Source organism: Pseudomonas syringae (assembly GCF_000737245.1).
Classification (GTDB): Bacteria; Pseudomonadota; Gammaproteobacteria; order Pseudomonadales; family Pseudomonadaceae; genus Aquipseudomonas; species Aquipseudomonas syringae_J.
The window spans coordinates 23241-44297 of the sequence record NZ_JPQU01000024.1 but is presented as its reverse complement, the minus strand read 5'-3'; the positions used below and the strand labels follow the sequence as shown (position 1 = coordinate 44297).

The 21057-nt window shown below is 58.1% G+C and carries 16 protein-coding genes; 7 read left to right on the top strand and 9 right to left on the bottom strand.

Annotation, left to right across the window (positions count from 1 at the left end; genetic code table 11):
• Window positions 1-217: 217 nt before the first annotated feature.
• Window positions 218-460: a hypothetical protein gene (locus IV01_RS17365; protein ID WP_032627387.1), complete on the top strand. Its 243-nt coding sequence runs from the start codon at window positions 218-220 to the stop codon at window positions 458-460.
• Between the two features lie 80 nt (window positions 461-540).
• Here the strand turns inward: IV01_RS17365 and IV01_RS17370 are convergent, their stop codons facing one another.
• From IV01_RS17370 to IV01_RS17390, 5 genes are all read right to left on the bottom strand, one after another.
• The gene (locus tag IV01_RS17370; RefSeq protein WP_032627385.1) at window positions 541-1158 is read right to left on the bottom strand and encodes an FKBP-type peptidyl-prolyl cis-trans isomerase; all 618 of its coding nucleotides are present in this window, start codon (window positions 1156-1158) and stop codon (window positions 541-543) included.
• Window positions 1159-1374: 216 nt separating this feature from the next.
• Window positions 1375-1680: a DUF6482 family protein gene (locus tag IV01_RS17375; RefSeq protein WP_032627383.1), complete on the bottom strand. Its 306-nt coding sequence runs from the start codon at window positions 1678-1680 to the stop codon at window positions 1375-1377.
• Between the two features lie 118 nt (window positions 1681-1798).
• The gene (locus IV01_RS17380) at window positions 1799-2287 is read right to left on the bottom strand and encodes a TIGR00645 family protein (protein ID WP_032627382.1); all 489 of its coding nucleotides are present in this window, start codon (window positions 2285-2287) and stop codon (window positions 1799-1801) included.
• Window positions 2288-2449: 162 nt separating this feature from the next.
• Window positions 2450-2779 (bottom strand): hypothetical protein, encoded by a 330-nt coding sequence (locus IV01_RS17385; protein ID WP_032627381.1) that lies wholly within the window; start codon window positions 2777-2779, stop codon window positions 2450-2452.
• 247 nt (window positions 2780-3026) lie between these two features.
• The gene (locus IV01_RS17390) at window positions 3027-5462 is read right to left on the bottom strand and encodes a Lon protease family protein (RefSeq protein WP_032627379.1); all 2436 of its coding nucleotides are present in this window, start codon (window positions 5460-5462) and stop codon (window positions 3027-3029) included.
• 282 nt (window positions 5463-5744) lie between these two features.
• Between IV01_RS17390 and IV01_RS17400 the strand changes: the two genes are divergently transcribed.
• The 3 genes from IV01_RS17400 to IV01_RS17410 all read left to right on the top strand — a co-directional run bounded on the left by IV01_RS17400 (window position 5745) and on the right by IV01_RS17410 (window position 8919).
• The gene (locus tag IV01_RS17400; RefSeq protein ID WP_032627376.1) at window positions 5745-6233 is read left to right on the top strand and encodes a DUF3015 domain-containing protein; all 489 of its coding nucleotides are present in this window, start codon (window positions 5745-5747) and stop codon (window positions 6231-6233) included.
• Between the two features lie 97 nt (window positions 6234-6330).
• A complete protein-coding gene (locus IV01_RS17405) occupies window positions 6331-8184 on the top strand; it encodes a DUF4105 domain-containing protein (RefSeq protein ID WP_032627375.1) in 1854 nt (617 codons plus the stop codon).
• 237 nt (window positions 8185-8421) lie between these two features.
• Entirely contained in the window at window positions 8422-8919 is a 498-nt protein-coding gene (locus IV01_RS17410; protein ID WP_032627373.1) for a GreA/GreB family elongation factor, read from the top strand.
• A 195-nt stretch (window positions 8920-9114) separates the two neighbouring features.
• Here IV01_RS17410 and ettA read toward each other — a convergent pair whose 3' ends face one another.
• Window positions 9115-10779, bottom strand: a complete 1665-nt coding sequence (ettA, locus tag IV01_RS17415; RefSeq protein WP_032627371.1) for an energy-dependent translational throttle protein EttA — start codon at window positions 10777-10779, stop codon at window positions 9115-9117.
• Window positions 10780-11230: 451 nt separating this feature from the next.
• Here ettA and IV01_RS17420 point away from each other — a divergent pair, with 451 nt between their 5' ends.
• Together IV01_RS17420 and glyA are read left to right on the top strand one after the other, a co-directional pair.
• Window positions 11231-15079: an EAL and GGDEF domain-containing protein gene (locus IV01_RS17420; RefSeq protein ID WP_032627368.1), complete on the top strand. Its 3849-nt coding sequence runs from the start codon at window positions 11231-11233 to the stop codon at window positions 15077-15079.
• A 381-nt stretch (window positions 15080-15460) separates the two neighbouring features.
• On the top strand, window positions 15461-16714 hold the full coding sequence (gene glyA, locus IV01_RS17425; RefSeq protein WP_032627367.1) for a serine hydroxymethyltransferase: 1254 nt from the start codon (window positions 15461-15463) through the stop codon (window positions 16712-16714).
• Between the two features lie 192 nt (window positions 16715-16906).
• Here the strand turns inward: glyA and yjiA are convergent, their stop codons facing one another.
• The 3 genes from yjiA to IV01_RS17440 all read right to left on the bottom strand — a co-directional run bounded on the left by yjiA (window position 16907) and on the right by IV01_RS17440 (window position 20328).
• On the bottom strand, window positions 16907-17884 hold the full coding sequence (gene yjiA, locus IV01_RS17430) for a GTPase (protein ID WP_032627365.1): 978 nt from the start codon (window positions 17882-17884) through the stop codon (window positions 16907-16909).
• Between the two features lie 152 nt (window positions 17885-18036).
• Window positions 18037-18234 carry a YbdD/YjiX family protein gene (locus IV01_RS17435; protein ID WP_032627364.1) on the bottom strand — a complete coding sequence of 66 codons (198 nt, stop codon included), beginning with the start codon at window positions 18232-18234 and terminating at the stop codon, window positions 18037-18039.
• A gap of 18 nt (window positions 18235-18252) precedes the next feature.
• Complete coding sequence (locus IV01_RS17440) at window positions 18253-20328, bottom strand: carbon starvation CstA family protein (protein WP_032627362.1); 2076 nt, start codon at window positions 20326-20328, stop codon at window positions 18253-18255.
• Window positions 20329-20618: 290 nt separating this feature from the next.
• On the opposite strand from IV01_RS17440, the gene IV01_RS17445 reads away from it, so the two are divergent.
• Complete coding sequence (locus IV01_RS17445) at window positions 20619-20987, top strand: PilZ domain-containing protein (protein WP_032627361.1); 369 nt, start codon at window positions 20619-20621, stop codon at window positions 20985-20987.
• Window positions 20988-21057: the final 70 nt, after the last annotated feature.

The following is a 21057-nucleotide window of genomic DNA, read 5'->3' as shown; positions in this document are numbered from 1 at the left end:
GCGTTGCTTGCCCGCGTTACAGACACCGCGTTTTAACAGACAGATCACCGAAACCTTATCGCGGGCAAGCCTCGCTCCCACAGGAAACCCATTCCAAATCACCAACTGCAGCTGACCCACATCAACCACTCAGCGTAAAATGCGAACAATTCTCAATAGAGACTTGCTATTCCGCCAATAAGAATTATTCTCATTGAAACTTTTCAAGGAGAACGACATGACCTATTTGATTGATGCCTGGCTGGACCGTCCACACCCTTATCTGCGAATACTGCATCGCGAGACGGGTGAAGTTTGTGCGGTATTGGAGGAGGAAGCGCTGGATGAACTACGTGATCAGGGCGATCTGGATGTGCATGACTTGAGCTCAAGCGAGCCGATCGTTCTCAAGGAGCTGGTGCGTAACCTGTTTCTGTTCTGCTATGCGCGGGCATTACGCCCTATCAGCGAGCTGCACTGAGCATGAACCTGTCGTTGGCCAACGGTGCTGAACGAATCACAGCGATTCGTTCAACACGCGACTGATTGACTAAAGGTCGATCAGAGAACGTCGAGCAGCTCGACATCGAATACCAGTACGCTGTGCGGCGGGATGCTACCAACGCCCTGAGCGCCGTAAGCCAGCTCGCTCGGCACGTGCAGACGCCATTTGCTACCGGCGCTCATCAGCTGCAGAGCTTCGGTCCAGCCTGGGATCACACCACCAACCGGGAATTCAGCCGGCTCGCCACGCTCGTAGGAGCTGTCGAACACGGTGCCGTCGATCAGCGTGCCGTGGTAGTGAGTGCGGACCTGATCTTCGCGAGTCGGCTTGGCGCCGTCACCCGTAGTCAGGACTTCGAACTGCAGGCCGGAAGCCAGCGTGGTCACGCCTTCGCGCTTGCCGTTCTCAGCCAGGTAAGCCAGGCCCGCGCCAGCAGCTTGCTCAGCTTTGGCAGCTGCTTCGGCTTGCATGATTTCGCGGATGACTTTGAAGCTCGCGGACATTTCTTCCGGACCCACACGGCTCGGCTTGCCACCGAACGCATCGGTCAAACCAGCCAGGATCGCTTCCAGGTTAACGCCCGGTGGTGGGTTGTCGCGCAGCTGATCGCCCAACTGACGGCCGATGCCGTAGCTAACGCGGGTTTCGTCGGTGGACAGGTTGACTTCGGACATATCACTGCTCCGCAAAGGGAACGCTCAAAACAAAGCGCCCCGAACCAAAAGGGCGAGAAGCCTAGCATAGATAGGCGTTATGACCCTACACGCACCTGTGGGAGCGGTGCTTGCCCGCGATAAGGTTTAGGTGATCTAAAGTGAATCGCGTCCAGCCTTATCGCGGGCAAGCACCGCTCCCACAGGATTATGCGCATCCAGCGATACGTGCCGCCGTTACCACTTCGAATCAAAACTGATCGGCACGCGCAGGGCCTCGCGTTTATCCACCGGCATGCCGCACATTTCGTCATGGACCACGGCGTGGATCAAGTGAAATGGCACCGGTGGGAACTCCCGGAGCAACTCACGAGCGTGCTCGACGGAGCGCAAGTGCCGTGTCTCGCCACGCTCACCCCTGAGCAGTTGCACTGTGCCCATGGAACGAGCTTCGAGCAGATAGATACCACCCTCAATGGAGATCAGGTTCAGCTCGTCGATAGAGCCAGCATTGAGAAGTTCGGCCAATTGGTTTTCGGTCATCTGCAAATCCCTCGTTGATCGCGGCTGGATACCAAGATAACGGATTTCAACCACCAGAAACGACGCCGCCCGTCCATCTTTCAACGGCCGGGCGGCGTTGTATCACGCGGCTGAACGATCAGTGCTTGGTGACCTTGTCCAGATAACCCATGGCGCATGCCGAGACTACGAAGGTCATGTGAATGATCACGTACCACATCAGGTGCTCCGACTCGATGTTCTTCGCATCCATGAACACACGCAGCAGGTGGATAGAGGAAATCGCAACGATAGAAGCCGCCACTTTCATCTTCAGCGACGAAGAGTCCATGGTGCCCAGCCAGTTGAGTTTCTCTTTATCGTCGTCAATATCCAGCTGGGAGACGAAGTTCTCGTAACCGGAGATCATCACCATGACCAACAGGCCGCCGACCAGCGCCATGTCGATCAGCGACAACAAAACCAGAATCAGATCCGACTCAGCCAGTGCGAAGACGTTGGGCAGAACGTGGATGATTTCCTGAAAGAATTTCAGGACCAGTGCCAGCAAACCCAGGGACAAACCGAAATACAGCGGAGCCAGCAGCCAGCGCGAGGCGTACATGGCATTTTCGATAAAGCGTTCCATTGAGACTCACAGATGTTTGGAAATGCCGGCGAGTATATCAGCCCATCTGGAATTCGCAGAATGTGACCTAAAGCCGCGCAGAGGGGGCTGAGACAACGTAACCACTGCTGCCTTTCGCTTCAAGCGAACGGCAAGGTTACGTCTGGAGATGAGTAAAACGGCTTAGAACGGCGAGCTGCGTTGGATCCGCGAGGTGTCAGCATTGATGCGGCGCAGTTCACTCTGTAAATGCAAACCCCAGATCGGCATGTCATCCACTTGCTGATAACCATGCAGGACAAGGCTTTCGGCGATGGCGGTCATGACTGACTCAGCAGCTTTAGGCCCGGAAAAAGGCCCCTGGCATTTGATGGCGGAAGGTTGCTCCCCGGACATTCCAGCCGCAAACAGCAACGTCCACATGCCGTTTTCACCTGAAAGGGGGCGTATCGCGCATTCGATTCGGGTCATCAGACCCAGACATTGGCGGGTAAGACAGAGGCTGCGCGGCATGGCGAGCTCCTTATTGGCTACGGTATTCGCCGCACATGAAGTGCTGTAAGGCGCGTCAGTCCCTTTGACAACCGTGGTAACGAGACAGAATAGAAGAAATGGTGAATTGAGAAAGGCTGGGGGATGAACGGTTTTCGCTAGAAGACCCTGTAGGAGCGAGCTTGCTCGCGATGGGTGTTTATCTATCGATAAATTCGTCTGAAGTGACGCCATCGCGAGCAAGCTCGCTCCTACAGAAATCTGGTGTTTAAGGCTTCAACTCAGGCGCCAACTGCGCTGGCTCCTTCTCCAGCTCTTCCTTGAGGTCTTCATCACTGAGCATTTCAGCGATGTCCCTCAAGCGCTCGACGACCCGGGCGTTGACGCTGCCCTCCGGGAATTCGCCATTCTCGTCCGGCTCGCCCGCAGGCTCACCCACCAGCAGGCTCAAGGCTTCGTCAGCCTGACGCACCGCATACACATGAAATTGCCCGGCGCGCACGGCCTGCAGCACACGCTCATCAAGCATCAGCGTCGCTACGTTGGCTTGTGGAATGATTGCGCCCTGCTCGCCCGTCAGCCCACGTGCCTCGCAGAGCCGGAAGAAGCCTTCGATTTTCTCGTTGACCCCGCCCACTGCCTGCACTTCACCGAACTGGTTGATCGATCCGGTAATCGCGAAGCACTGCTTGAGCGGCGTTTTCGACAATGCCGAGATCAAGGTGCATGCCTCGCCGAGAGACGCGCTGTCGCCATCCACATAACCGTAGGATTGCTCCAGAGCGATACTCGCGGAGATCGCCAGCGGGAATTCCTGCGCATACCGGCTGCCCAGATAGCCGGTCAGGATCATCACGCCTTTGGAGTGAATCGGCTGGCCAAGGTTGACCTCACGTTCGATGTCGACGATGCCGCTGCCACCGGGGTAAACCGTTGCAGAAATCCGCGCCGGCACACCAAAGGCCGAATCGCCAACTTCCAGCACGGTCAGGCCGTTGCATTTGCCCACCGCAGCGCCATCGGTATCGATGAGGATGATACCGGCGAGCATGTCATCGAGAATCCGTGCCGACACCCGCCCGGTGCGCGTGGCCTTGGCCTTGAGCGCCCGTTCGATGTGGCCGGCGTCGGTTTTGTCATCGCTGGCCAGCTGGCGAATGAAATCCGCTTCGCTGACCAGTTGAAACAAATCACCAATACGCGCCGACAAACGCCCCTGATGCTCAGCCAGACGTGCGCTGTAAGTCGCCAGACGTGCCACGGCATCGGCCGTCAACGGCGCCATGCCTTCTTCAGAAGTACGGGTTTTCAGCAACTGAGCGAACTGCTCCAGAGTTTCGTCGTACATCGGGATGTCTTCGTCGAAATCCACCAGTACGCGAAACATCTCCTGGAAGTCCGGATCCAGATCTTGCAGCGTGTAATACAGCGAACGCGCACCGATGATGATCACTTTGACCTGCAGCGGAATGACTTGCGGGGTGAGGCTGACCGTGGCGAGGCGGCCCATTTCACCCAACGGCGATTCCATCTTCAGCTTGCGCGACTGCAATGCACGCTTGAGTGCGTCCCAGACAAACGGCTCGCTGAGCATTTTTTCCGCTTCCAGAATCAGGAAGCCACCGTTGGCACGATGCAACGCACCGGGCCGTAGCTGCCGATACGTGGTGTAGAGCGCGCCTTGATCGGTGCTGTACTCGATGCGACCGAACAGGTTGTCGTAAGTCGGGTGCGGCTCGAACACCACCGGGGCGCCGCCACTGGCCGAATGACCGACCACCAGGCTCGGACTGTATTGCTCTTCAAGCAGCTTGCGCGCCTGAGCGTCGGTCTTGCTGTCGTCGACCAACTGCTCGACCACGGTTTTCAGCAGGTAAACCTGCATGGCCTGCAGATAGGCACACACAGCTGCGTTTTCGGCGTATTGCTCGGACAACGGCGCCAGCAAAGGCTGCAACGCCAGAGTGATGGTCTCTTCGTTGAGCTGACGCAGCTGGTTGCTGGACTCACGCTTCCACTGTGGCAGGCTGGCGAGCTCTTCGTTCAAGCGTTCCTCGAGGCCGGAGATATCCTCATGGAAACGCTCGCGGTCAGCCTCAGGCAACTGCGAAAACTCAGCCTCATCCAGCGCCTTGCCGTCGAGCATCGGCGTGAAGGCGATATTGGTGCTATCGCGATACAGGGCGATGTCTTTTTCCAGCGCAAGACGCTCGATCACGTCCAGCGCCTTGTCGTAGCGCTGGTTGAAGGCGCGATCAATGGCGCTTTTCTTCTGCTGGTAGGACGGGTGCTCGAACACCGCCGGGAAGGTCGCAAGCAGGTTGTCGATCAGACCACCGATATCGGAAATGAATTCATGAGCGCTACCCGGCGGCAGCTCCAATGCACGTGGTTCGCGAGGCTCATCGAAGTTATTGACGTAAACCCAGTCGCACGGCGTCTGCAGGCGTTTGGCTTCAGCCTTGAGATAACGCTTCACGAACGAGAAACGGCCAGTGCCGGGCTCGCCCATGACGAACACGTTGTAACCAGGGCGTGGCATGGCCACACCGAATTGCAGGGCTTCTACTGCTCGTTCCTGGCCGAGCACACCGCGAAAGGGCTCCAGATCATTGGTCGTCGAGAAGCTGAACTGTTCAGCGGAAAAAGGACGTGTCAGCGCTTCAGGCGCAAGACGCAGGCTGGCAGCAACAGTATCGGGCATCGGGCATCCTTACATCAGGCGGGGCAGATGGCGGCATTCTGGCGCTCGCTGCACGCGACATGCAAGACAGGAAAATCCTTAAAGCGTCACGCAGCGGGCAATGCCCAAGGCAGAGCGGTTAATCCGGGTCTATTTTCAACAACATTTTGTAATAACCGGCGGAACCCTTGTATGGCACCTAAGCTCCAAGTCTGGCGTACCAGAAATAAAACAACTGGCCGCCTTGGCGTATCACGAAGCCATGAACCCTGACCCTTGGTTGAATATAAAGAGAATAAAGCTATGAAACGGATTCTTCTCGGTACTCTCTTCGCAGCTGTTTCCATCAACGCTATGGCCCAGGCTCCAGGTGGTCCGGATTGCGGTTGGGGCAACATGTTGTTTGAAGGTCAGCGCGGTACTCCCGCTCACTTCCTCGCATCGACTACCAACGGCACCTCCGGTAACGCCACCTTCGGCATGACGTCGGGCACCAACGGCTGCTCCACCAACAGCGCGCTGACCTACGGCGGCAAATCCTGGATTGCCATGAACGGCATGATGGACGAGCTTTCCAAGGACATGGCGATGGGTCAGGGTGAAGCACTGACTACCTACGCGGTGGTTCTGGGCGTTGCACCGCAAGACCGTGCGCATTTCGCCGCAGTTACCCACGAGCACTTCAACCAGATCTTCAGCAAGGCTGACGCCACCGCTGAAGACGTTCACACCAACACCCTCGATGTGCTGAAAAACGATCCAACCCTGGCGAAATACGCTACCCAGGCATAAGCTCGTTGCGCCCGCCCTCTACCCAGAGGTGCGGGCGTTGTTTTGTTCGCTACACGCTATTTTCTGAACAGCCCCATTTCCTGAATAGTTGCTCTCTATGCTCAAACGCCTTGTGTATCTGGCGCTCTGCGTCTGCACCCCGCTGTCCGCCGCGCAACACGCGAGCGATGAACGTTTGCAGCAACTGGCCAACGAGCCGTTCTGGATTTCCCTGGGGCACTACGAAACCGCCAAGCTGGGCGGCTGGCGTAGTTATGTCGACGACCCCAAATTCTTCCTTTCTGCTGACGGTGCCCACGACCCGAAGGCTGAATTGAGCGCTACCCTTGATGCGATCTACGCCCCCGCCAGCGCCGGGGAAAAGCATGCCCAATGTGTTTACCCGGCCCGCACCCGATGGCTGAAGGATCAACTGCATCTCACCGACTTGCCGACCCTGGCGTGCAAAGAGTTCACCCAGTGGTTCAAGGACGTGGCACCTGACAGCGCCGTGATGATCTTCCCGGCGGCCTATCTCAACAGCCCGTCATCGATGTTCGGCCACACGTTGCTGCGTATCGATCAGGCTGACGTGAAAACCAACAACACTGCCCTGCTCAGCTATGCAATCAACTTCGGTGCCTACATCGAAGGTATGGACAACAGCATCCTGTATGCCTGGAAAGGCTTGATGGGCGGCTACCCCGGCCTGTTTGCACTTGTGCCTTATCAAGAGAAGCTGTCCGAATACCGCAGCCTGGAAAACCGCGACTTGTGGGAATACCACCTGAACCTGACCCCGGAAGAAACCGGGCGCATGGTTGAGCATGTCTGGGAATTGAAGCAGATCCGCTTTGGTTACTTCTTCTTCGACGAAAACTGCTCCTATCGCCTGCTGGAACTGCTGCAGGTTGCACGCCCCGGCTTGCAACTGACCGAACAATTCCCGCTGACCGCCATTCCCACCGACACGGTCAAGGCGGTGAAAGCCGCAGGTCTGGTGGAGAAAATCGATTACCGCCCTTCCCGGGAACGCGAGCTGCTTGAGCGCGCCAAGCCACTGGACAGCACCGAGCAGCAATGGGTACTGGACGTCAGCGCCGATCAGAAACAACTGCAAAACCCGGAATACTTGGCGCAATCCAAAGAGCGTCGCGCGTTGATTCAGGATGCGGCTTATCGTCTGGAGCGCTACCGCGCCAATGGCCTGGAACGAGACAGCGAGCGTTCGCAGCGCAGTTTCGAATTGTTACGCGCGATCAACCAGAACCCGCCGACCCCGCTGGATATTCAGCGGCCCGGCTTGCCGGAAGACGGCCATGAGTCCCGTACCTGGCAGGCAGGCGTCGGCACCCGTGACGATAAGGCCTTCGCCGAATATGGCCTGCGCATGGCCTATCACGACCTGAACGACAACGCGTATGGCTTTCCGCTGGGCGCGCAGATCGAGATTCTGCAACTCAAGTTGCGCCAGTACGAAGGCAACCACTGGCAGCTGCAACAACTGGATCTGGCCACTATTCGCTCGCTGACGCCGCGCAATGCACTGTTGCAACCCTGGTCGTGGCAAGTGGCGGGCGGTCTGGAACGCGTGTTGGGCAAGCACGGTGATGAAACTCTGGTTTCCCACGTCAATGGCGGCGCGGGCGGCACCTGGCAATTGGGCGAAGACGTATTGGGCTTCGCGCTGGGCACGGTGCGGGTCGAACACAACAATGACTTCGCCGAGTTCGTTTCGCCGGCGGCGGGTTTCAATACCGGCGTGCTGTGGCGCAATCCGCTGGGCAACCTGAGCCTGGAGACCAAAGGCGATTACTTCACCAATGGCGAAGTGCGCCGCAACATCAGCCTCAATCAGCAATGGGAATTGTCACGCAACGTCGGCCTGCGCCTGAGTGCCCAGCGTGAATTCAGCCAGCTGAGCTCGCCGCAGAACGAAGTGATGCTTGAGGTGAAGTGGTATCACTATTGATCTTTGTTGAAACACCTACGGCGCAATGGCTAACGCCGAGCACCGTGGGAGCGAATTTATTCGCGAACGCGTCGGATGCGGCACCCTATCAATACCTGAACGAACACCGAAATCCTTGACACCGCTTTCGCGAATAAATTCGCTCCCACAGGTCCTGCTTGAGTCACAGCTCACATCCCTTCTGACGAAACTAAATCCCTACGCCCATGGCCTAACTCTGACTAAAGGAGAAAAGCCATGAGCCGCGCGTTCGTCAACGAAGACAATGCCGCTGCCGACGCCAGCCAACCGGTAGAGCGTCTGGTCAGCGAACAACCCAATTACGTCACCGCCCACGGCCTGCTGCAGTTGCAGGACCGGGTCGCCGAACTGCAAGCCCAACACAGCGAACTGTCTGCGATGGGCGAAGACAACGATAAGCAGCGCCTCGCCGATCTGGAGCGCGACCTGCGCTACTTCAATAACCGCCTGCAAAGCGCCCAAGTGGTCACCCCCGCCATTTCCACGGAGAAAGTCCAGATTGGCAGCTGGGTGACTTATGTCGATGAAGAGAATAATGAGCATCGAGTACAGCTGGTGGGCGAGGACCAGGCCGATGCCAGCGCCGGGCTGATCAACTGGGCTTCACCGCTGGGCCGGGCATTGATCGGTGCATTAAAGGGTGATGAGGTGCTGTGGAAACGTCCGGCGGGAGATCAGCAGATTGAGGTTGTGCTGATAGAGCCGGATGTCTGACGTCGGGATGAACTGACTCACTTTTGGGTTCACCACGTGGGACCGGCTTCAGCCGGGAAGAGGTCGATACAGTCAAGATGCGTCGCAGAAACATCGCCTTCCCGGCTAAAGCCGGTCCCACGTCCGCTTGCGTCTTAATATGCGCCACAAAAAAACGGAGCCCGAAGGCTCCGTTTTTTGTACCACCTGAATAAATCAGGCCAGTTTTTTGTGGCGTACCCGGTGTGGCTGGGCGGCCGCGTCGCCGAGACGCTTTTTGCGATCAGCTTCGTATTCGGTGTAGTTACCTTCAAAGAACACTGCTTGCGAATCGTCTTCATAGGCCAGGATGTGGGTAGCAACCCGGTCCAGGAACCACCGATCGTGAGAGATCACAATGGCGGCGCCAGGGAAGTCCAGCAACGCTTCTTCAAGGGAACGCAGGGTTTCCACGTCGAGGTCGTTGGAAGGTTCGTCGAGCAGCAGGACGTTGCCGCCCTCTTTCAAGGTCAATGCCAGGTGCAAGCGACCGCGCTCACCGCCGGAGAGGTCCTTGACGAACTTCTGCTGATCGCCGCCTTTGAAGTTGAAACGCCCGACATAAGTACGGGACGGGATTTCGTAGTTGCCGATGCGGATCTGGTCGGAGCCATCGGAAATCTGCTGGAACACCGTCTTGCTGCCGTCCAGGTCGTCACGGCTCTGGTCAACGCAGGCCAACTGCACGGTTTCGCCGATCTCGATGCTGCCTGAGTCCGGTTGCTCTTTGCCCATCAACATACGGAAAAGTGTGGATTTACCCGCACCGTTACCGCCGATTACGCCAACGATGGCGCCTTTAGGCATGGCGAACGACAGGTTGTCGATCAGCACGCGATCGCCGTAACCCTTGCTGACGTTTTTGAATTCGATGACCTTGTCGCCCAGACGCGGACCGGCCGGGATGTAGATCTCGTTGGTCTCGCTGCGCTTCTGGAATTCCTGGGACTGCATTTCTTCAAAACGTTGCAAACGCGCCTTGGATTTGGACTGACGCGCCTTGGCGCCTTTGCGAACCCATTCCAGCTCTTCTTTCATGGCTTTTTCGTGGGCCGACTGCTGCTTGGATTCCTGAGCCAGACGATCCGACTTGGCTTCCAGCCAGCCCGAATAGTTGCCTTCGTAAGGAATGCCAGCGCCGCGGTCGAGCTCCAGAATCCAGCCAGCCACGTTGTCCAGGAAGTAACGGTCGTGCGTAATCGCAACCACGGTGCCCGGGAAATCGTGCAGGAAGTGTTCAAGCCAGGCAACGGAGTCGGCGTCCAGGTGGTTGGTAGGCTCGTCGAGCAGCAGCATGTCCGGAGCGGACAGCAGCAGACGGCACAGCGCTACACGACGTTTCTCACCACCGGAAAGTACTTCAACCTTGGCGTCCCAGGCTGGCAGGCGCAGCGCATCGGCGGCAACTTCCAGCTGACGATCAAGGTTGTGGCCGTCAGCGGCTTGCAGGATCGCTTCCAGCTTGGCCTGTTCAGCAGCCAGCTTGTCAAAATCGGCATCCGGATCGGCGTATTCGGCATACACTTCGTCAAGACGCGCTTGAGCGTTCTTGATGACACTGACGGCTTCTTCAACCACTTCACGCACGGTCTTGGTCGGGTCCAGCTGTGGCTCCTGAGGCAGGTAACCGATGTTCAGCTCCGGCATCGGGCGTGCTTCGCCGTCGAATTCGGTATCAACGCCGGCCATGATTTTCAGCAGCGTGGATTTACCCGAGCCGTTCAGGCCGAGAACGCCGATCTTGGCGCCCGGGAAAAACGACAGAGAAATGTTTTTCAGAATTTCCCGCTTCGGCGGCACAACTTTGCTCAGCCGATGCATGGTAAAGACGTATTGGGCCATGGAATAAAAACCTGATTTGTGACTGTTGACTGGTATGTGACGTTGACGAGGGTGTGACGTTAAATAGTGCGCGAGCTTAGTACCGCGTCCCGAAAAAAGCTTTTATTTATCTGTGGCGCTTGCCACCGGACAGTTCCAGGCCTTGATTCAAAGATCAGGGGTGGAGCAGCGAAGCTTCGGGAGTTGGATCGTAGTTTGCATTACGCTCTTGCGCGCATGCGCCGCGATTAGCAGGATTACTGCCCATGCAGTGGAGTCACTCATGCAGAAGTCGGCAGAAGCTGCGCGTTGGGCAAAGCTACCCGAATGCGCACGCCAGGGCAAACGGTCTGACCCAATGGGGCTGGCACTTCGCCACAAGTCAAGGCATGCTAGCCGCCTTTTGGGCGACCGGTTTATAGTGCATCTCGCGCTCGTATTCGCTGCGTCAGTCCGGTAGTCAGGATAAAAGTTGCCCACACCTACTCTTCCTCTCGCATCGCGCGCAGCCCAGGGCGCTACAGGTCAACCGTTGCGTGGCTCCTTGAAGGGCGGGCTGGCGGCGCTGACACTGCTTATGCTTGCCCTCATTCTGTGGCAACTGATCGATCAGTTTCAGCTGACTCAGGAGCGGCAACGCCAGCGCAGCCTCGATTACAGCGTGCAGCTGGCCGATCGGGTGAGCCTGAATATGGCCATGAGCGCCCAGGTCGCGCTCAACCTGCTGAACGACGACAAGCAACAAGCGCCGAGGCCGGAAGAGCAATCGACGCTGGTCAATAGCCTGCGTCAATCCCTGCCAGCGCTACGCAGCATGGCATGGCTCACCGCAGCAGGTGAGATTCTCGCCGACAGCATGCCAACCGTCGATGACAAAGAATTCCTCAAGCACGCACTGCATAAGGCAGTTGGGCTGCCTTTTTACTACGACAACGATGAGGACGGATCGCAGATTTATCTGTTTATCCGTCAGCCCGGTGCACTTAATCAGAACTATTGGGTACTGCGCTTGGCGCCTGATGCGCTGAAAACACTGACGCAGCAGACTACCCAGGACTTCCAGCCCATCTGGCGCCTGGAAAACCGCACCACCTCAAGCCTGCTGTTTCGTGACGTCCCCGCGAATAAAGAGCCGCTGATCAGCAGTGTTGGCGAAACTGAAAGTGTGATGCTCGAGCCCTTGCCCAACAGCGACTGGCAACTGCGCGGACTGTTCGACATAACCAAGGCCCGAGAAAAGCTGCTCGGCCCACTGATTGGCAAGTGCGTGATTGGGCTACTGCTGTCGATACTGCCGCTGATCGCACTGTTCAGCCTGCGCCGTCGACAGCTTCAACTGCATGAAAGCCGGCGCCGCTACCAGAACATCTTCGAAGGTGCCGGGGTGGCGATATGCGTGCTTGATATGTCGGGGCTCCCCGGCTATCTGGACGTCCTTGGCGTGGAGAACAGCAACGATCTGGAAGAACTGCTCAAGACCCAGCCAGGGCAGTTCAACGCGCTGCTGAGCAAGCTGCGCATCACCGAAGTCAATCAGGTTGCCCTGAGCCTGCTGCAACTAGAGTCAAGCCAGCAGGCATGGCAGCACTTGATCGGCGGATGCTCGCGCTCCCGACAGGGCATTGGTATTCAACTGATCCACGCGCTGCTCTCGGGCACCCACCAGCTTGAAATCGAAATCCGTCTGACTCAGGAGCACGGCGAGGATCAGTACCTGTGGCTGGTCCTGCGTCTGCCCGAAGACCGCCAGGATTTCCATGCGGTTATCCTCAGCATCGGCGATATCACCAGCCGCAAGCAGGTCGAACTGTCCCAGCAAGAGCGCGAAGGTTTCTGGTCCGACGTGGTGCGCACCGTGCCGGATCACCTCTACGTGCAGGACGTGCTCAGCCAGCGAATGATCTACAGCAACCATAACCTTGGTCGCACGCTGGGCTACAGCAAGACCGAGCTGCTGCGCATGGGCGAGTTCTTCTGGGAAATCCTGCTGCACCCCGAAGATGCCGAAAGCTACCAGGACATGCGTCTGCGCCAGCGTCATCGCGGGCACAGCGAGTTGCTGCAATGCCAGCTGCGGTTCAGGGCGCGAGACAACAATTGGCGACGTTTCGACATCCGCGAGCAGGCGCTGTCACGAGACAAGGATGATCAGGTGACGCGCATCGTCGGCGTCGCCAAGGACATTACCGAACAACTGGAAGCCAGCGAATCCCTGCGTGACAGTGAAAAACGCTACCGCATGCTGGCGGAAAGCATCAGCGATGTGATTTTTTCCACTGACAATACCCTCAACCCCAATTACGTCAGCCCTTCGGTTCTCGGCGTGCTGGGCTACAGCGCCGAATGGATTCTCAAACACGGCTGGAACTCCACCGTCGCCAACCCGCAACAACTGGCGGGCATTCATGGGCTGATGGAGCGCATCACTAAAGTGCTGGATAAACCGGACGAACTGGCGAAACTGCGTCACGCAATCCCGACTCAGCTGTTCCTGTTTGACTGCCTGCGCGCCGACGGGCGCAAGATCCCTATCGAGCTGCGTCTGGTGCTGGTCTGGGATGAGCAAGACAACTTCGAAGGGATCCTCGGTGTTGGCCGTGATATCAGCCAACAACGCCGGGCGGAAAAAGACCTGCGCATGGCGGCGACGGTTTTCGAGCATTCCACCTCGGCGATTCTGATCACCGATCCAGCGGGCTACATCGTCCAGGCCAACGAAGCGTTCACCCGGGTCAGCGGCTATGAGGTGTCGCAGGTCCTTGATCAGTTGCCGAACCTGCTCACGGTCGACGAGCATCAGGAAGCGCACCTGAGATACATCCTCAAGCAATTGCATCAGCGCGGCAGCTGGGAGGGCGAAGTCTGGCTCAAACGCCGCAGCGAAGAACATTATCCAGCCTGGGTCGGCATCACGGCAGTACTCGATGACGAAGGCGATCTGGCCAGTTATGTGTGCTTCTTCACTGACATCAGTGAGCGCAAAGCCAGCGAGCAACGCATTCATCGTCTGGCCTATTACGACGCACTGACCCATTTGCCGAACCGCTCACTGTTCCAGGACCGCCTGCATTCCGCGCTGCAACAGGCCGAGCGGCAACAGGCCTGGGTCGTGCTGATGTTCCTCGACCTGGACCGCTTCAAACCGATCAACGACTCCCTGGGCCATGCCGCCGGCGACCGGATGCTGCAGGAGATGGCCACGCGTCTGCTGGCCTGTGTCTCCGATGACGATACCGTCGCGCGCATGGGTGGCGACGAGTTCACCTTGTTGCTGCAGCCGAGTCCAACGCGACAGATTGCACTGAATCGAGCAGTCAATGTCGCTGAACAGATTTTGAACAGTCTGGTGACGCCTTTCGTACTGGAAGGCCGCGAGTTCTTTGTCACCGCCAGCATCGGCATCGCGCTGAGCCCGCAGGATGGCAACGAGCTGAGCCAGTTGATGAAGAACGCCGACACCGCGATGTATCACGCTAAAGAGCGCGGTAAAAACAACTTCCAGTTCTATCAGGCTGATATGAACGCCACGGCGCTGGAGCGTCTGGAGCTGGAAAGCGATTTGCGCCACGCCCTGGAACAGCAGGAATTCACCCTGTATTACCAACCGCAATTCAGCGGTGACGGCAAGCGCCTGACGGGTGCCGAAGCATTGCTGCGCTGGCGTCATCCGCGGCGCGGACTGGTGCCGCCGGTGGAGTTCATTCCGGTGCTGGAAGAGCTTGGGCTGGTGGTCGAGGTGGGCGACTGGGTGCTGACCGAAGCCTGTCGACAGCTCAAAGCCTGGCATCAGGCCAAGGTTCGCGTGCCAAAGGTCTCGGTGAATATCTCCGCAAGGCAGTTCGCCGATGGACAGCTGGGCAATCGCATCGCCAGCATCCTCAAGGAGACCGGCCTGCCGCCCGCCTGCCTGGAGCTGGAACTGACCGAAAGCATCCTGATGCGCGAAGTCGATCAGGCGATGCAGATCCTGGCCGGCCTCAAGCGTCTGGGCCTGAGCATTGCGATTGACGACTTCGGCACCGGTTATTCGTCGCTCAACTACCTCAAGCAATTCCCCATCGACATCCTCAAGATCGACCGCACCTTCGTCGATGGCCTGCCTTCCGGCGAGCAGGATGCACAAATTGCCCGCGCCATCATCGCCATGGCGCACAGCCTGAACCTGGCGGTCATCGCCGAAGGCGTGGAAACCCATGAGCAGCTGGAGTTCCTGCGTGAACATGGCTGCGATGAGGTGCAAGGCTACCTCTTCGGCCGCCCGATGCCCGCCAGCCGGTTCGAGGCGCAGTACAGCAATGAAGCGCTGTTCATGTTTGATTGATGCTGCGCACCACAATTCCTGCGGAAGACGCTGTCTATGTGGGAGATTCTATATTTGCTCGCAAGCAAATGTAACGACGTGGGACCGGCTTTAGCCGGGAAGGCGGCATTTCAGACGATAAATATCGGGTGGATGTACTGGCCTCTTCCCGGTTGAAGCGAAACGGTGCCTGTCCGCGATAAGAACACCACGGCTTACCTTGGACCGCATCGCCCTTATCGCGGGCAAGCACCGCTCCCACATGAAATCGCAACTTCATTCGAAAGACGCGCCGATCCAGATGAAAGCCGCTTGTCCAGCACATGACTGCCTTTCATATGCCAGATAAAAGCCAATGAGTTAGAATGCCCTCCTTTTCTGCCCCGATCCCTGAGGACCGCCATGTTCAGCCGTGATTTGACTCTCGCCAAGTACGACTCCGATCTCTTTGCCGCAATGGAGCAAGAAGCTCAGCGCCAAGAAGAGCACATCGAGCTGATCGCTTCGGAAAACTACACCAGCCCAGCGGTGATGGAAGCTCAGGGCTCGGTCCTGACCAACAAGTACGCGGAAGGTTATCCAGGCAAGCGTTACTACGGCGGCTGCGAATACGTCGACGTGGTTGAGCAACTGGCCATCGACCGTGCCAAAGAGCTGTTCGGCGCTGACTACGCCAACGTTCAGCCGCACGCCGGCTCCCAAGCCAACAGCGCGGTTTATCTGGCATTGCTGCAAGGTGGCGACACCATTCTGGGCATGAGCCTGGCACACGGCGGTCACCTGACTCACGGCGCCAGCGTCAGCTCGTCGGGCAAGCTGTACAACGCAGTTCAATACGGCATCGACGCCAACGGCATGATCGACTACGACGAAGTCGAGCGTCTGGCCGTTGAGCACAAGCCAAAAATGATCGTGGCCGGTTTCTCTGCCTATTCACAGATCCTCGACTTCCCGCGTTTCCGCGCGATCGCTGACAAGGTTGGCGCTTACCTGTTCGTCGACATGGCGCACGTCGCCGGTCTGGTTGCCGCTGGCGTTTACCCGAACCCGGTCCCGTTCGCTGATGTGGTCACCACCACTACCCACAAGACCCTGCGCGGTCCACGTGGCGGCCTGATCCTGGCGCGCGCCAACGCCGACATCGAGAAGAAGCTGAACTCCGCTGTATTCCCGGGCGCCCAGGGCGGCCCACTGGAGCACGTCATTGCCGCCAAGGCCGTGTGCTTCAAGGAAGCGCTGCAGCCTGAGTTCAAGGCTTACCAGCAGCAAGTGGTGAAAAACGCCAAGGCCATGGCTGGTGTGTTCATCGAGCGTGGTTTCGACGTGGTTTCCGGCGGTACTGAAAACCACCTGTTCCTGCTCTCGCTGATCAAGCAGGACATCTCCGGTAAAGACGCAGACGCCGCCCTGGGCCGCGCCTTCATCACCGTCAACAAGAACTCCGTACCGAACGACCCACGCTCCCCGTTCGTCACCTCCGGCCTGCGCTTCGGCACACCGGCTGTGACCACTCGCGGCTTCAAGGAAGCAGAGTGCAAGGAACTGGCGACCTGGATCTGCGACATCCTGGCCGACCTGAACAACGAAGCTGTGATCGATGCCGTACGCGAAAAAGTAAAAGCCATCTGCGCCAAACTGCCGGTGTACGGCGCTTAATCAGCTCCGTTTGCAGCAGTAACAAAAAGCCCCGGTTCGTAAGAGCCGGGGCTTTTTTGTGGACGCCGTAGGAGATCAGGCAACACCAGACCTGTAGGAGCTCACCGAGGTTACGAGGCCAGCGATGACTGTTTTTCTGACACACCGCGATCGCTGGCCTCGTAACCTCGGTGAGCTCCTACAAGGGAGAAGTCAACCTGCGACTTTGGCAAACCCCGCCCGGATCTTCTCCTCCGGCAGCTCATCGGCAATGAACACGATCACGCTTTCGCGCGTCTCGTCTTGCGCCCACTCAGTATCCCAGTCAAAGCCATACAGCTTCAGTACGCCTTGAAACACCATGCGTCGCGGTTCGCCAGCGATGTTGAGCACGCCTTTGTATCGCAATAGCTGCGGGCCGTGCTCTTCGAGCAACTCGTTCATGAACTCGCTGAGCTTGTCGATATCCAGCGGCGCGTCGCTACGTAGAACGAGGCTGGAGATGCGATCAATTGAATTCCCCGCAGGTGCCAACGGGCGCAAGGTCATGCCGCCGCCGAGGTCGGCATTCAGGTTGAAACCTCGCACGTCCAGCAGCTCGGCCAGGTCGATCTTTCCGTGCTCGACCACACGGATCGGCGCACGGCGGTTGATGCGGGTCAGGCGAGCGCTGAGTGCGTCGAAGGTCGCTTCGTCCACCTGATCACGCTTGCTCACCAGCAGGCGGTCTGCAAAGCCGATCTGCGCCTGTGCGATTGTCTGCGCCAAGTGGATGTCGGCATTGGCCGCATCCACCAGGGTAATGATGCCGTCGAGGATATAGCGTTCGCGCAGCTCTTCATCGATGAAAAACGTCTGGGCCACGGGCGCGGGGTCGGCCAGTCCAGTACATTCGATAACTAACCGATCGAACGCAATTTCACCGCTGTCCAGACGCTCCAGCAGCAGGAACAAGGCCTTGGTCAGGTCGGTGTGAATGGTGCAGCAGACACAACCGTTGGACAGGGTCATGACTTGCACCGGCTCGTCACCCAACAGTTGGGTGTCGATACCGGCATCACTGAATTCGTTCTCGATCACGGCGATCTTCAGGCCGTGTTCGGTCTTGAGCAAATGACGCAGCAACGTCGTCTTGCCGGCGCCGAGAAAGCCGCTGAGGACGGTGACGGGGATGGGTTGCGGGGTGGTCATGGGTGCTCCTGTACTTAATTAACAACACAAAACAACTGTGGGAGCGGTGCTTGCCCGCGATAAGGCTGGACGCGATCTGAAGTGAATCGCATCCAGCCTTATCGCGGGCAAGCACCGCTCCCACAGGTTAACGCCTGCTGCCGATCAACCGATCAACAGCATTTAGGCCCACCCTTGCCGCCGTATCGGGCTTCCTGGCGTTCCCGGAAGAACGCCTCGTAGTCCATCACCGGCTTGTCAGGGTGTTTGACCTGCATATGCGCGACATAGTTGTCGTAGTCGGGCATGCCCACCATCAGGCGCGCGGCCTGACCGAGGTATTTCCCGAGGCGACTCAGGTCATTGAACATATACAGATCCTCTCTTGATCAAACCTGAGTCGGAGTCGTCAACGCCTGGAAAGGCGCTTCCTTGTCCGTGCGTTCTTTGTTGCCCCATGCCGCGACGCCGACTTTCAGCGCGTAGAACAGGATGCTGAACACCACGAACAGGAACAGGATCGTCAATGTCGCGTTGGTGTAAGCGTTGAAAATCACGTGCTGCATCTGGTCCATGGTCTTGGCCGGAGCCAGGATCTGACCGGCGTCAGCTGCGGTGCTGTATTTCTTGGCCAAGGCCAGGAAACCCACTGCCGGGTTGCTATCGAACAGCTTGATGAAACCAGCGGTCACGGTGCAGATCAGCAGCCAGGTGGCTGGCAGCATGGTCACCCAGATATAACGCTGACGTTTCATTTTGATCAGCACGACCGTCGCCAGCATCAGCGCGATACCGGCCAGCATCTGGTTGGAGATACCGAACAACGGCCACAAGGTATTGATGCCGCCCAGCGGGTCGATCACGCCCTGATACAGCAGATAACCCCAAAGCGCCACGCAACCACCGGTGCCGATGGCGTTGGCGGTCCAGGACTCGGTACGTTTGAGGGCTGGAACGAAACTGCCCAGCAAGTCCTGCAGCATGAAGCGACCGGCACGGGTACCGGCGTCTACTGCAGTCAGGATGAACAGCGCTTCAAACAGAATCGCGAAGTGGTACCAGAAAGCCATGGTGCTGGCGCCAGGCAAGGCCTGGTGCAGGATCTGCGCAATACCGACCGCCAGGGTTGGCGCGCCACCAGCGCGGGCCAGTACGGTGTTCTCGCCGATGTCCTTGGCAACTGCGGTCAGTTGCTCAGGTGTAATGGCAAAACCCCAACTGCTGACCGTCTGGGCAACAGTCACCACGTCACCGCCCACGATTGCAGCCGGGCTGTTCATGGCGAAGTAGATACCCGGCTCGATCACCGAAGCAGCAACCATGGCCATGATCGCCACGAAGGACTCCATGAGCATGCCGCCGTAACCGATGTAGCGGGCGTTGGTTTCGTTATCCAGCAGCTTCGGCGTGGTGCCGGAAGAGATCAGCGCGTGGAAGCCCGATACCGCACCGCACGCGATGGTGATGAACAGGAACGGGAACAGTGCACCTTTCCAGACCGGGCCGGTGCCGTCAGTGAACTGGGTCAGCGCGGGCATTTTCAGCTCTGGCGCGAGAATCAGGATGCCGATGGCCAGGGCAACGATGGTGCCGATTTTCAGGAAAGTCGACAGGTAGTCACGCGGTGCCAGCAACAGCCAGACCGGCAACATGGCCGCGACAAAACCGTAGCCCACCAGCATCCAGGTGATCTGCACGCCGGTGAAAGTGAACATCGGCGCCCACTCAGGACTGGCAGCAACCATGCCGCCGACCCAGATCGAGAGCAGCAACAGCACAACACCGATCACCGAGATCTCGCCAATGCGGCCCGGGCGGATGTAGCGCATGTAGACGCCCATGAACATTGCCGTCGGGATGGTCGCCAGCACCGTGAACATGCCCCACGGGCTTTCAGCCAGGGCCTTGACCACAATGAGCGCCAGCACCGCGAGGATGATGATCATGATCAGGAAGCAGCCAAACAGCGCGATGGTGCCGGGTATGCGGCCCATTTCTTCACGCACCATGTCGCCCAGGGAGCGACCGTTACGGCGTGTGGACAGGAACAGGATCATGAAATCCTGCACCGCACCGGCCAGTACCACACCGGCTATCAGCCAGAGCGTGCCGGGCAAGTAGCCCATCTGCGCTGCCAGGACCGGACCGACCAGCGGACCAGCGCCAGCGATGGCAGCAAAGTGGTGACCGAAAAGAATGTGTTTGTTGGTCGGCACATAGTCCAGACCATCGTTGTTCACGACCGCCGGTGTAGCCCGCAGCGGATCGAGCTGCATGACATGGCGGGCAATGAACAAACTGTAATAACGATACGCGACCAGGTAGATGGCAACCGCAGCGACCACGATCCACAAGGCGTTGATTGCTTCTCCGCGACGCAAGGCCACGACCCCAAGGGCACAAGCCCCGACAATTGCAACGATCAGCCAAGGCACATGGCGCATAAGGCTATTATTATTTTTCATTTTTTATATTCCAGCAGAATGACTAGAAGGCCAGCCACCGGAGTTTAGCTCTGTCGGAGCGAAAGGCCACCCCCCACGAAGGTCTAGAGCAAAAAGAACCAATAGACGTCAAAACAGATACCGCGCCCGATAGCGCACCAGAAAAAGGCACTTCTGGGGGCCAGGAAGTGTAAATCCCATGGCAAAACCTGTTCGCTGCCGCTGATCGGGTCTATTGTCGGTAGACACGACGCTGTTGATCGGCGTTAACCCGCTGACAGCCGTCAGTCGATGCCAAGAGAAGTGACTCGATGACCGACTCCCACGCAGACCGCAGACGTTTCAAGCGCATTGCCTTTGATGCGAAAACCGAGCTTCGTCAGGGCGAAAAGCGCTGGCAAGTGCAGCTTGTGGATTTATCTCTGAAGGGCCTGCTCATCGAACGCCCCGAGCCATGGCAGGCCGACACTCATGAGCCTTTCACCGCGGACATCAAGCTGAGCAACGAGGTCCATGTGCAAATGGAGGCGCGGCTGACCCATGATGATCACGGGCAGTTGGGTTTCGTCTGTGAACATATCAGCCTGGAATCCATCAGCCACCTGCGAAGGCTGATCGAACTGAACCTGGCCGATCAGGACGAGCTGGAGCGAGAGTTGGCGGCGTTGATTGAGGTTTGAAGAGCTGCTGAGCTATTAACGGTAGGAGCGCGCTTGCCCGCGATGGGCCATTACACCCGCTACAACTTCT

What these genes read in the sequence shown, in the direction of transcription:
- IV01_RS17370 (WP_032627385.1), bottom strand. Translation starts at nt 1,158, where the DNA reads ATGTCCGAAGTCAACCTGTCCACCGACGAAACCCGCGTTAGCTACGGC.
- IV01_RS17405 (WP_032627375.1), top strand. Translation starts at nt 6,331, where the DNA reads ATGCTCAAACGCCTTGTGTATCTGGCGCTCTGCGTCTGCACCCCGCTG.
- IV01_RS17445 (WP_032627361.1), top strand. Translation starts at nt 20,619, where the DNA reads ATGACCGACTCCCACGCAGACCGCAGACGTTTCAAGCGCATTGCCTTT.
- yjiA (WP_032627365.1), bottom strand. Translation starts at nt 17,884, where the DNA reads ATGACCACCCCGCAACCCATCCCCGTCACCGTCCTCAGCGGCTTTCTC.
- IV01_RS17390 (WP_032627379.1), bottom strand. Translation starts at nt 5,462, where the DNA reads ATGCCCGATACTGTTGCTGCCAGCCTGCGTCTTGCGCCTGAAGCGCTG.
- IV01_RS17375 (WP_032627383.1), bottom strand. Translation starts at nt 1,680, where the DNA reads ATGACCGAAAACCAATTGGCCGAACTTCTCAATGCTGGCTCTATCGAC.
- glyA (WP_032627367.1), top strand. Translation starts at nt 15,461, where the DNA reads ATGTTCAGCCGTGATTTGACTCTCGCCAAGTACGACTCCGATCTCTTT.
- ettA (WP_032627371.1), bottom strand. Translation starts at nt 10,779, where the DNA reads ATGGCCCAATACGTCTTTACCATGCATCGGCTGAGCAAAGTTGTGCCG.
- IV01_RS17440 (WP_032627362.1), bottom strand. Translation starts at nt 20,328, where the DNA reads ATGAAAAATAATAATAGCCTTATGCGCCATGTGCCTTGGCTGATCGTT.
- IV01_RS17380 (WP_032627382.1), bottom strand. Translation starts at nt 2,287, where the DNA reads ATGGAACGCTTTATCGAAAATGCCATGTACGCCTCGCGCTGGCTGCTG.
- IV01_RS17365 (WP_032627387.1), top strand. Translation starts at nt 218, where the DNA reads ATGACCTATTTGATTGATGCCTGGCTGGACCGTCCACACCCTTATCTG.
- IV01_RS17400 (WP_032627376.1), top strand. Translation starts at nt 5,745, where the DNA reads ATGAAACGGATTCTTCTCGGTACTCTCTTCGCAGCTGTTTCCATCAAC.
- IV01_RS17435 (WP_032627364.1), bottom strand. Translation starts at nt 18,234, where the DNA reads ATGTTCAATGACCTGAGTCGCCTCGGGAAATACCTCGGTCAGGCCGCG.
- IV01_RS17410 (WP_032627373.1), top strand. Translation starts at nt 8,422, where the DNA reads ATGAGCCGCGCGTTCGTCAACGAAGACAATGCCGCTGCCGACGCCAGC.
- IV01_RS17385 (WP_032627381.1), bottom strand. Translation starts at nt 2,779, where the DNA reads ATGCCGCGCAGCCTCTGTCTTACCCGCCAATGTCTGGGTCTGATGACC.